Source organism: Nocardia sp. NPDC059236 (genome assembly GCF_042754085.1).
In the GTDB taxonomy this organism is placed as follows: domain Bacteria; phylum Actinomycetota; class Actinomycetes; order Mycobacteriales; family Mycobacteriaceae; genus Nocardia.
In genome coordinates, this window is sequence record NZ_JBHZAF010000015.1 from 76,540 (window position 1) to 89,815 (window position 13,276).

The 13,276-nt window shown below is 71.8% G+C and carries 1 protein-coding gene; it reads left to right on the top strand.

The window, feature by feature from the left end; translation table 11 throughout:
- Positions 1-16 precede the first annotated feature (16 nt).
- Positions 17-13,225, top strand: coding sequence for an amino acid adenylation domain-containing protein (locus tag ACFXIV_RS32595; RefSeq protein ID WP_379402449.1), 13,209 nt, complete (start codon positions 17-19; stop codon positions 13,223-13,225).
- Positions 13,226-13,276 lie beyond the last annotated feature (51 nt).

Below are 13,276 nucleotides of genomic sequence, written 5' to 3' on the forward strand. Positions count from 1 at the left end.
CGCAGGATGTTTCAGAATGGTTTTCAGCACCCTGTCCACATCCACCCCTGATTCGTCCGCGGCCTTCGCTCTCTCGGCGGCCCAGCGCGGCATCTGGTTCGCCCAGCAGCTGGCGGGTGACACGCCTGTCTCGATTGCCCAGTACGTGGAGCTCACCGGCCCCGTCGACGTGCAGCTGCTCGCCGACGCGATTCGCCGCGCCGGGCGCGAGTTCGGCACCGGATACCTGCGTTTGACAGAAATCGACGAGTTGCCCTGGCAGCTGGTGGACACCACGCTCGACGACGCGATCGACACCGTCGACCTGAGCGGCACGCCCGATCCGGTGGCCGCCGCGCGGGCGTGGATGCACGCCGAATACACCGCGCCCCTGGACCTGACCCGCGACCGGCTGTGCCTGATCGCCATGCTGCGCCTGGGACCGGACCACTGGTATTGGTACTCGCGGTTCCACCACATCCTGATCGACGGCGTCGGCGCGCTCACCATGCTGCAGCGCACCTCCGAGATCTACAACGAGGCCGCCGCTGGGCACGAGATTCCGCCCGGCCGGGCCGAGCCGTTGCAGCGCATCGTGGAAGCCGATGCGGCATACCGGGATTCGGACAAGCTCCAGGCCGACCGGGAGTACTGGCGCGCGCATCTGGCGGGCCTGCCCGAACCGGCGCAGCTGGGCAAGCGCACCGGCGCGGTCGACGCCCACCCCCGCCTGCTCAGCGGCACACTGCCGGAATCCACGGCGGCCCTTCTGGATTCGCTCACCACCTCTCTGTCCACTAGTCCAGCGCCGGTTGTGGTGGCCGCCTTCGCCGCCTATGTCGGCGCCATGACCGGGGCGGGCGAGATCGTGCTGAGCCTGCCGGTGTCCGGCCGCACCACCGCCGTCCTGCGCCGCTCCGGCGGCATGGTCGCCAATGTGGTGCCGCTGCGGCTGCGTCCCTCCCCCACCGCCACGGTCGGTGATCTCGTCCGCGCCACCCAGGGTGAGCTCACCGCCGCGCTGCGCCGCCAGCGGTACCGGCAGGAGGACATCATCCGCGACCTCGGCTGGGCCATGGACGAGGTGGCGGGCTTCGGCCCGACGGTCAATCTCATGCTCGCCGACACCCGCATCCGCCTGGGCGGGGTCACCGGGCAGCTGCACGTGCTGACCTCGGGACTCATCGACGACCTGTTCGTGAACGTCTATCCGGGCGGCGGCGCGGAACGCACGCACATCGACTTCCAGGCCAATCCGAACCGCTACGACGAGCCCGAACTCGCGGTGCTGCACGCGCGCTTCCTGGAGTTCCTGCACCGCTTCCTGGCCGGTGGCGCCGAACAACCGCTGGCGGCGGTGACCGCGCTCTCCGAAACGGAACGCGCCGAACTGGCCCCCGCACAGGGCCACGACGGCACCGATCCGCGCACGCTGCCCGAGATCCTCGCGGCGGGGGCGGGCCGGGACCCGTCGGCCATCGCCCTGCGGGTGGACGGGACCGCGTTCACCTACCGTGAGCTCACCGAGTACACCGATCGGCTGGCCCGGGTGCTGATCGCGGCGGGGGCCGGACCGGAACGCACGGTGGCGATCTCGATCCCGCGTTCCGCGGAGTCGGTGCTGGCCATGTGCGCGGTCGCCCAGACCGGCGCGGCGTTCGTGCCCGTCGACCCCGGCTATCCGATCGACCGCATCGAGCACATGCTCACCGACAGCGGCGTGGTCGCGGGCGTGACGGTGGCGGGTTCCCGGGCGGCCCTGCCCGATCGGGTCGAGTGGCTGGTGCTGGACGACCCGGCCGCCGAGAAGATCGTCGCCGCAAGCGATTCCGGTCCGATCACCGACGCCGACCGGCGTGCGCCCCTGCACCTGGACCAGGTCGCCTACCTCATCTACACCTCCGGCTCGACCGGGCTGCCCAAGGGCGTCGCGGTCACCCATCGCGGCCTGACGAATCTGGTCACCGGTTCCGGAGCCGCGTTCGGCGTCGGATCGGATGCCGTGGTGGCGCACGCGGTCTCGCCGAGTTTCGACATCTCGGTGGAGGAGCTGCTGGTCGCCCTCGCGGTCGGCGCGACGGTGGCGGTGGTGCCGCCGGCCGCCTACGCGGGCGAAGAGCTGGCGCGGGTGCTGCGGCACCTGGAGGTCACCCACCTGAATGTGACACCGGCCGTAGCGGGTTCGCTGGAACCGGACACGCTGCCGCGGCTGCGCACCGTGGTGGTGGGCGGCGACTCCTGCCCGCCCGAGCTGCCGGTCCGCTGGGCCGGGCGGTGTGTCATCAATGGCTACGGCCCGACCGAGGCCACCGTCACCGCCACCCTGAGCGCCCCGCTGGCCCCCGGCGATCCCATTACGATCGGCGCGCCCTCGCGGGGCATGGGGGCGGTCGTCCTCGATCCGTGGCTGCGTCCGGTGCCGCCGGGCGTGACGGGTGAACTGTATTTGTGCGGGCCTGGTCTGGCCCGCGGCTACCATCAGCGCATCGGCCTGAGCGCCGAGCGTTTCGTGGCCAGCCCGTTCGCCCCGGGCACGCGCATGTACCGCACCGGCGACCTGGTGCGGTGGCGCCGGCGCGGTCGCTGGGAACTGGAGTACCTGGGCCGCGGCGACACCCAGGTGAAGGTGCGCGGCTTCCGTATCGAACTCGGTGAGGTGGACGCCGCGGTGGCGCGGTATCCGGGGGTCGAGATGGCGGTCACGGTGGGCGCGGACACGCCCGGCGGTGCGACCGCGCTGGTGTCCTACGTGCTGGCGGCCGATTCGGTGGTGGCGCCGGAGGAGGTGAAAGCCACGGTGGCCCAGTTGCTTCCGGCGCACATGGTGCCGTCGGTCGTGATGGTGCTGCACTCGCTGCCGCTCACCCCGGCGGGCAAGGTGGATCGCCGCGCGCTGCCCAGACCCGATTTCGGATCCGGCCCCCGCGCCGGTCGCGCGCCCGCCACCGAGCGGGAACGTGCGCTCGCGGAGGTCTTCGCCGCGGTGCTCGGGGTGGAATCGGTTGCGGCGGACGACAATTTCTTCGCCCTCGGCGGCGACAGCATCGTGGCCATCCAGCTGGTGGCGCGCGCCAAGGCGGCCGGACTCGGGCTGCGGGCCCGGGACGTGTTCGAGCACAAGACCGTCGCGGCGCTGGCCGTCGTCGCCACCGAGGTGACCGCCCCGGTGGTCCAGGAACTGCCCGGCGGCGCGGTGGGCCCGGTGCCGCTCACTCCCATCGTGCACGCCATGCTCGAGCAGGGCGAGACCTGGCCCAGATTCGCTCAGGCCGTGCTGATTCCGCTCCCCGGCGCTGTAGACATTTCCGCCTCCGGCGAAGCCGACCGATCCCGTCTCACGGTCGCGGTGCAGGCCCTGCTCGACCGGCACGACCTGCTGCGCAGCACCCTCACCCACCGGCCCGCGAACGGCAGCGGCCCGTGGGAGTGGCGGGTCGGCGCGCCCGGCACGATCGAGGCCGGGGCCCTCATCGAAACCGTGACCGCCGCACCCGACAGCGACGGCGAGGACGAACTGCAGCGTGCGGCCGACCTGCTGGATCCCGCCGCCGGGATCGTGGCCCGCTTCGTGCTCATCGACCGTGAGGACGCCCCGCCACTGCTGTGGGTGGTGCTGCACCATCTGATCACCGACGGTGTGTCCTGGCGCATCCTGCTGCCGGATCTGGTCACCGCCTGGGCGGGCGGACCGCTCGCACCGGTGGGGACCTCGTTCCGGCGCTGGGCGCACGGGCAGGTCGAGCAGACCCCGGCACGCGCGGCCGAGATCCCGCAATGGCGGCGGATCCTCACCACACCGGACCCGCGGCTGGGCACCCGGGCCCTGGATCCGGAGCTCGACACCGTGGCCACCATGGGGCAGCTGCGGACCGTCATCGACAGCGATACCGCCACGGCCGCACAGGAACTCATTCCGGCGCGCTTCCACTGCGGACTCGACGACGCCCTGCTCACCGCGCTGGCGCTGGCGGCGAGCCGCTGGCGGCGCACCCACCGGACGCTGCTCACCGTGGAGGGCCACGGGCGCGAGGAATCGGTGCTGCCGGGTGCGGACATCTCACGCACCATCGGCTGGTTCACCAGCGTGTTCCCGGTGGCGCTCGACCTCGGCGACCTCGACCTCGATGACGCCTTCCGGGGCGGGCCCGCGGCGGGCGCGGCACTGAAGGCGGTGAAGGAGCAGCTGCGGGCGATTCCCGACAAGGGCGTGGGCTTCGGCATGCTGCGCTACCTCGGTACGGGACCCAACCGACTCGACGATTCGCCCACGCCGCAGATCAGTTTCAACTATCTCGGCCGCACGGGCGCGGGGGTGGAGCATCCGGGCGGCGCGGAAACCCCGTGGGTGCCGGTCAGATTCGCCGCCACCCAGGACGATCGCGCACCGCTGGCGGCGGTCGTCGACATCAATGCCTTCCACACCGCCGCCGGCCTCGAGGTGACCTGGGCCTATGCCTCACGGCTGCTCACGCCCGGGCAGGTGCGGGACTTCGCACGGCTGTGGGGGCGGGCGGTCACCGCGCTGGTGGCCCATGCCCGGCACGCCGGAGCCGGCGGGCACACGCCCTCGGACTTCCCGCTGGTCACGGTGGATCAGGCGCAGATCGACGCCTGGGAGCGGGAGTACCCGGACCTCACCGAGGTCTGGCCGCTGTCGCCGCTGCAGTACGGCCTGCTCTTCCACGCCCGCTACGACACCGACACCGCCGACGGGTACACCGTCCAGACCCGGCTGTCGCTGGCCGGCCGGGTCGATGCCGGGCGGCTGCGCACGGCCGCGGCGGCGCTGACGGCCCGGCACGAGGTGCTGCGGGTGGCCTATGCCGAGACCGCCGACGGCCCCCGGCAGCTGGTGCTCGGCGAGGCCGAGATCCCCTGGCAGGACATCGATCTCACCACCATCGAGGAACCGGCCGAACGGCAGCGGGAACTGGCCCGGCTGATCGCCGTGGACGCGGGCACCCGCTTCGACCTCGCCCGGCCGCCGCTGCTGCGCTTCAGCCTGGTACGCACCGAACCCGAGGCGTACACGCTGCTCATGACCAATCACCATCTGGCCCTGGACGGCTGGTCCACGCCGCTGGTGGTGCGCGAGCTGCTGGCCGGATACCTGGCCGCGGTCACCGGGCACGAGATCGCGCAGGCTCCGGCACACTCGTATCGCGAATTCCTGGCCTGGCTCGATCAGCAGGACGACGCCGCGTCCCTGGCGGCCTGGACCGAGGCGCTGGCCGGGGTCGACGCCCCGACCCGCGCGGTGCCCACCCTCGCGGGCATCACCTCGACCGAATCCGGCATGGTCTCGGCCGAATTCACCGCGGCGCGACTGGAACGGCTGACCGACACCGTGCGCACCGCCGGGGCCACGGTGAACACCGCCGTGCAGGCCGCGTGGGCGCTGCTGCTGACCATGCTCACCGGCCGCACCGATGTGGTGTTCGGCGGCACCGTCTCCGGGCGGCCGCCGCAGCTGGCCGGGGTCGAGGAGATGGTGGGGCTGTTCATCAACACCCTGCCGGTGCGGGTGCGGCTGGATCCCGGTGAGCGCGTGGGCGATCTGCTGGCCCGGGTGCAGGCCGAGCAGGCGCGGCTGCTGGACCACCAGCACGTCGGGCTGGCCGCCATCCACCGGGCGGTCGGGCTGCCGGAGCTGTTCGACACCCTCACCGTCTTCGAGTCCTATCCCATCGACCGCGAAACCCTCTCGCGCGCACTGGATATCGCGGGCATGCGGATCCTCGACGTGTCCGGCACCGACGCCACCCCGTACCCGCTGAACCTCATGGTGATCCCGCAGCGCGCCCCCGACGGCAGCGAAAGCCTCACCATCACCGTCAAATTCATGGCCGACCAACTGCCCGAGGCCGCCGCGCGCCGGCTGCTCGACCGGTTCGTACTGCTGCTCGACCAGATCGCCGACCATCCCGAGCGCCGCACCGCGCAACTGCAGCACTGCGATCCGATCGAACGCACCCAGCTGCTGCCCGTCCGCGGCGGCCCGCCCACCCCCCTGCGCACCCTGCCCGACATCCTGGCCGCGGGCGCGCGTGTCAATCCGGACGGCATCGCCCTCAGCTCCGGCGCCCTCAGCATGACCTACCGCGACCTCGACGCCTGGTCCAACCGCTTCGCGCGAGTCCTGTTGCGGCGCGGGGTCGGCCGCGAGAGCTTCGTGGTGCTGGCCCTGACCCGGTCGGTGGAATCCGTGGTGGCGGTGTGGGCGCTGGCCAAGACCGGGGCGGCGTTCCTGCCGCTGGACCCCAGCTATCCGGTCGAGCGCATCGAGCACATCCTGAGCGACTCCCGCGCGCCCATCGGTGTGACGGTGTGCGCGGTCGGCGAGACCCTGCCCGGCAGCATCGACTGGCTGCTGCTCGACGACCTCAACACCATCCGCCGGGTCATGACGGTGTCCGACGCGCACATCACCGACGCCGAGCGCGGCGGGCCCATCAACCTGGCCCAGACCGCCTACCTCATCTACACCTCCGGCTCGACCGGCAAGCCCAAGGCGGTGCTGCTGAGCCATCGCGGACTCGCCAACCTCGTTGCCTCGCAACAGAGTCTGCTGGACCTGGACGAGACCTCCAGCACCCTGCAGGTGGCCTCCCCCAGCTTCGACGCCTCGGTGCACGAACTGCTCATGGCACACGGCGCGGGCGGGCGGCTGGTCATCTCGCCGCCGGATGTGTACGGCGGCAGCGCACTCGAGGAACTGCTGCGCACCGAAGGGGTGACACACGCGGTCATCACGCCGTCGGTACTGGCCACCATGAATCCGGCGGGACTCGACGAACTCGGCTGCCTCTCGGTGGCCGGTGAGGCGGCCGGACCCGAACTGGTGGCCGCCTGGTCCGCCGGGCGGCGCCTGGTGAACCTGTACGGCCCCACCGAATTCAGCGTGTGGGCCACCGGGCCGGGTGAGCTGCTGGCGGGCGAACCCATCACCATCGGCGCACCCATTCGCGGCGCGGCCGCCCTGGTGCTCGACGGCTGGTTGCGGCCGGTGCCCATCGGGGTGACCGGGGAGCTGTATCTGGCCGGTCCCGCGCTGGCGCGCGGCTACTTCAACCGATTCGGGCTCACCGCCGCCCGTTTCGTCGCCAACCCGTACACCGCCCCCGGCGCGCGCATGTACCGCACCGGCGACATGGTGCGCTGGGTGGAGGTCAAGACACCCGACGGCGCGCAGCTGGAGCTGGAGTACCTGGGCCGCAGCGACTTCCAGGTCAAGATCCGCGGCCTGCGCATCGAACTCGGCGAGATCGACGCGGTGCTGGCCGCCGACGAGCAGGTCGACTACGCCGCCACCCTGGGCTGCCCCGGCCCGGGCGGGCAGACGGTGCTGGTCTCCTACGTGGTCGCCGCGGCCGGGCACGCCCTCGACACCGAACTGCTGCGCACCCGCGTCGCCGCCGCGCTGCCGGGCTACATGGTGCCGAGCTACCTGATCGCACTCGACGATGTGCCGCTGACCCCGGTCGGCAAGCTCGACCGGAATGCGCTGCCCGCACCGGATTTCGCGACCCTCGACCAGCGCTACCTGGCCCCGCGCACGGCCGTCGAAACGGCCGTCGCCCAGGTCTTCGCCGACGTCCTCGACGCCGAGCACGTCAGCATCGACCGCTCCTTCTTCGACCTCGGCGGCAACTCGCTCACCGCCACCCGCGTGGTGGCCCGGGTGAACGCCGCCCTCGGCGCGACCATCGCCCTGCGCGACCTCTTCGACGCGCCCACCGTCGCGCAACTGTCGTCCCGCATCGTCCCCGGCACCGAGACTCCCGGGCTGCCGGCACTGGCCCCGCGCATCCGCCCGGACCGAATCCCGTTGTCCCCGGCACAACAACGGATGTGGGTCCTCAACCGCCTGGACCCGGGCTCCGCCGCCTACAACATCACCGCGGCCCTGCGCCTGACCGGCGAGCTGGATATGGCGGCCCTGCGCGCGGCGGTCGCCGACGTGGTCGCCCGTCACGAATCGCTGCGCACCATCTACCCCGCCGACGCCGACGGCCCCCGCCAAGTGGTGCTCAGCGCCGAAGCGGCCGCGCCGCAGATCAGCTTCGCCGAGACGGACGACGGCCCGGACCTGCGCGCGGCCATTGCCGAAAGCACCGGGGCGGGCTTCGATCTCACCCGCGAAGCCCCGCTGCGGGTCCGCGTGCTCCGGCTGATCGGCCCGGCCGAGGTGCACGTGGTGGTGCTGGTGGTGCACCACATCAGTGCGGACGGGGCCTCCATGGCACCGCTGGCCACCGACCTGGTGACGGCGTATCTCGCGCGCAGTGGCGGCGCGGAGGCCGAGCGGCCGCCGTTGCGGGTGCAGTACGCCGACTATTCGATCTGGCAGCGGGAACTGCTGGGCGACGAGGCGGATCCGGAATCGCGCGCCGCGCAGCAGATTCGGTACTGGAAGGAACGGCTGTCGGCGACGCCCGACGTGCTGGAGCTGCCGACCGATCGGCCGCGGCCGGCGGTGCAGAGCCTGCGGAGCACGGATCTGGAGTTCCGGCTCGACGCCGGATTGCACACTGCGCTCACCGAATTGGCGGCCGCGACCGATACCAGCCTGTTCATGGTGCTGCATGCGACGCTGGCGGTGCTGCTGTCGCGGCTGTCCGGCACGCCCGACATTCTGATCGGGACCGCGGTGGCCGGGCGCGGGGAGGCGGCCCTCGACGACCTGGTCGGCATGTTCGTGAATACGCTCGCCCTGCGCACACCCGTGGATCCCGCCACCGGGTTCCGGGAGTTCCTGGCACAGGTGCGGGCCACCGATCTGGACGCCTTCGCGCACGCGGAGGTGCCGTTCGAGCGGCTGGTGCAGGTCCTGGACCCGCCGCGGTCGACCGCACAGCATCCGCTGTTCCAGGTGTCGTTGTCGCTGCAGAACTTCCAGCCGCCGACGGTCGAATTCCCTGGGCTGAAGGTGACGGTGGAACCCATCGAGCGGGACGCCTCGCAGTTCGACCTGACCTTCGATCTGCGCACCCCCCTGCCCGGCACCGCAGCCGGACTCGACGGCACGCTCACCTTCGCCACCGACCTGTTCGACGAGGCCAGCGCCGCGCGGCTGGTGACCCGGTGGCAGCGGATCCTCACCGCCGTCACCGCCGACCCCGGGGTCCGGCTGTCGGATATCGACCTGCTCGACGCCGCCGAACGGACCGCGCTGGTGCCGCTGCGCGGCCCGCGGCACCAGCGGATCACCACACTCGCCCAGGTTTTCCGGGCCGCCGCCACCGCCCACCGCCTGTGCCCGGCCATCATCGCCGACGGGCGTGCGGTGTCCTATCGCGAGCTGGACACCGCCTCCCAGCGGCTGGCCATGCAGCTCTCGGCCGCCGGAGCCGGATCGGAAACGATTGTGGCGCTGGCCCTCTCGCGGGGCGTCGAGCTGATCACCGCGATCTGGGCCTGCGCCAAGGCCGGGGCGGCCTTCCTGCCCATCGACCCGCGTCACCCCCTGGACCGCATCGATCACATGTTGGCCGACTCGCGTGCGTTGCTCGGGCTCACCACGAGCGCACACCGGCCGCTGCTGCCCGACACCGTCGGCTGGCTCGTACTCGACGATCCCGCCGCCTCCAGCGTGCGGATCGCAGTGGGGCAGAGCCGGATCCGCGCCATGGCCACGTACCCGGATCAGCCCGCATGGCTCATCTACACCTCCGGGTCCACCGGCACACCCAAGGGTGTCTCCGTCTCGCATCGCGGCATCGCCGACCTCGTGCGGGCCCAGCGGGAACTCCTGGGCCTCGGTGAGCACTGCCGCGTACTCCAGGTCGCCTCACCGAGTTTCGACGCCTCGGCTTTCGAGGCGCTCATGGCCTTCGGGTCCGGCGGCACCGCCGTGGTCGCCCCGCCCGAGGTGTTCGGCGGCGAGGCGCTGTCGGATCTCATTGCGGCGCAGGGTGTCACACACCTGGTGATCACGCCCTCGGCGCTGGCGACCCTGGACCCGGAGGCGGTGTCCAGCGTGCGGGTGCTGGCCGTGGCGGGCGAGGCCATCGGCCCGGACCTGGTGGCCCGGTGGTCGAGCGGGCGCACGCTGATCAACCTCTACGGGCCCACCGAATTCACCATCTGGGCAACGGCTTCCGAACCCCTGACCGCCGGGCAACCGGTCACCATCGGCACTCCGATCCGCGGTGCGGGCACCCTCGTCCTCGACGACCGCCTGCGCCCGGTGCCGATGGGTGTGGCCGGGGAGCTGTACCTGGCCGGACCGGCCCTGGCGCGCGGCTATCACGCGCGCCCGGGTCTCACCGCGGCCCGCTTCGTCGCCGACCCGTACGGGCGGCCCGGTGAACGGCTCTACCGCACCGGCGATCTGGTGCGCTGGACCGGCTACCTCGACGAACCGCGCCTGGAATACCTGGGCCGCACCGACTTCCAGGTCAAGGTGCGCGGCCAGCGCATCGAACTCGGCGAGATCGATGCCGCGCTGTCCGCCGCCGAGGGCGTCGAATTCGCCGTCACCCTGGGCGTTCCCGGACCCGGCGGCGCCACCGCGCTCGCGGCGTATCTGCTGCCGGAGCCGGGGCGCGAGGTCGACCTGGCCGCCGTGCGCGCCCACGCCGCCGACCGGCTGCCCGGCTATATGGTGCCGACCGCGTTCGTCGTGCTCGACGCCATCCCGCTCAATGCCGTCGGCAAGCTCGACCGCAAGGCGCTGCCGGCGCCGGTGTTCGAGGCCGCGACCGAATACCGGGCACCGAGCACCGAGCTGGAAACCGTGCTCGCCGAGCTCGTCGCCGAACTGCTCGGCCGCGACCGGGTCGGCGTGCACGACTCGTTCTTCGCCCTCGGCGGCGACAGCATTCTCGCCATCCAGCTGGTCTCCCGCGCCCGGCTGCGCGGCATCGAACTCACGCCATTGCAGATCTTCGAGCATCGCACCGTCGCGGCGCTGGCCGCGCTCGCGGCGGCCGCGGGCGAGACCGTCGTCCTCGAGGAGCTGCCCGGCGGCGGAGTCGGCGAGCTGCCGCTCACCCCCATCGTGCGCTGGATGCTCGAACGCGGCGGCGACCACCGCAGATTCGCGCAGACCGCGGTGCTGGAACTGCCGCAGGGCATCGGGCGCGACCAGCTCGTCGCCACCGTCACCGCCGTCGTGGACCACCACGACGCCCTACGCGCCCAGCTCGCCTACGCGGACGGCGACTGGCGGATGAGCATCCGCGAACCCGGCGCGGTCGATGTCGACACGCTCCTGCATCGCATCGAATTCGACACCGCCGACGCGGTCGAACTGCGCGAATACGCCGTCACCGAACTGGATTCCGCGCTCGGCCGCCTCGACCCGGCCACCGGGACCGTCCTGCAGCTGGTGTGGCTGGACCCGGCCCCGGGCAGCCCCGCCGACCGCCGCGGCCGCCTCATCCTGGTGGCCCACCACCTGGTCATCGACGGCGTGTCCTGGCGCATCCTCATTCCGGACCTGATCGCCGCCTGGGCGCAGATCAGCGGGGACACGCCACCGATCCTGCCGGAGACCGGCACCTCCCTGCGCCGCTGGGCGCACGCGCTCGAGGAGGCCGCGCGACGCGAAACCCGCACGGCCGAACTGGATTACTGGCGCGAGGTGGCCGCCACCCCCGACCCGCCGATCGGGCCGCGCGAGCTCGATCCCGCCGTCGACCGGGTGCCGGCCGTCCGCACCGTCGAGATCGAGCTCGACGTGGACGTCACCACCGCCCTGCTCACCACCCTGCCCGCGCTGTTCGACGGCACCGTCGAGGACGCCCTGCTGGCCGCGCTCACGCTGGCCGTCATGCGCTGGCGCATGGAACCCGGCGCGGCGGTGCTGATCCGGCTCGAAGGGCACGGGCGACAACAGGAAATCGTTCCTGGAGCCGATCTGTCGCGCACCATCGGCTGGTTCACCACCGTGTACCCGGTGCGACTCGCCCTGTCCGACATCCCGATTCGCGACGCCTTCGCCGGCGGACCGGCCATGGGCACGGCCATCCGGGCGGTCAAGCACCAGCTGATGTCCGTGCCGGACAAGGGCATCGGCTACGGCATGCTGCGTTACCTCAACCCCGAGACCGCCGCCGACCTGCCCGACCGGGTGCCCGGCCGCATCGGCTTCAACTACCTCGGCCGCTACGCCACCGCCGACATTCCGGCCGGGCTCGAAGATCTCGGCTGGCTGCCCACCGACGAGTTCGGCGACCTGCACGCCACCGAGCACGCGGACGTGCCCGTCACCGCCGAGATCGAGATCAACGCCGTTGTGGCCGCGGACCGCCTGCAGGCCGCCTTCACCTTCCCCGAAACCCTGCTGCCCCGCCACGAGATCACCATGCTGGCCCACCTGTGGACCGACGCGCTCGCCGCCGCAGCCTATTTCGCCACCTCACCGGCCGCCGAACCCGCCGCCGAGGCCGAACGCCAGTATCTGCGCGACCAGCAGGCCGCGGCCGAACTCGCTGCCATCCGGGCGGATTCGCCGCCGGGGCTCGGCCTGGACGTGTTGCTGCCGATCCGGGCCGGCGGCGACGAGCCCGCCCTGTTCTGCATCCATCCGTCCTCCGGCATCGCCTGGACCTACCTCGGCCTCGCCGACACGTTGAACCCCGGCCGTCCCATCTACGGCCTGCAGGCTCCCGACCTGTCCGGCGAACCGCACGCCCGCAGCATCGCCGACTTCGCCGCGCGCTACGTGGCCGAAATTCGCCGACTGCAACCGCGCGGCCCCTATCATCTGCTCGGATGGTCCTTCGGCGGCCTGATCGCCCACGCAATGGCCGCCCAGCTAGAGGCAACCGGAGACGAGGTCGGCACCCTGGCCCTGCTCGACGCGGACAGCACCGATATCGACGGTGACAGCATCGACAAACTCACCGCCGGCTCCTTCGTCGCGGCCTTCGGCTCGGTCTTCGGGATCACCGACATCCCCGCCGACACCAGCGCCGAACAGGCCGCGGCCATGATCCGCGACCGCATGGGCGGTGTCAGCCTGGTCGACGCGCAGACCCTGGAACGCATGGCGGCCTCCTACAACGCCTCCGCCGCCACCCGCACCGGCTACCAGCGGCCCGTATTCCACGGCGACACACTGTATTTCAGCGCCACCGTGCACACCTCCGACATCTTCGGGCCCGCCGGCTGGCGACCCTGGATCACCGGGACCATCAGCAACCACGACATCGACGTCAGCCACGACGAACTCACCGCACCGCACGCGCTCGCGGCCATCGCACGCATTCTCGACGCACACCTGGGAGGGACGCCGTGAACACCGACAGTGGCAAAACCGATACAACAAACGTGGAAACCAAGACCCTCG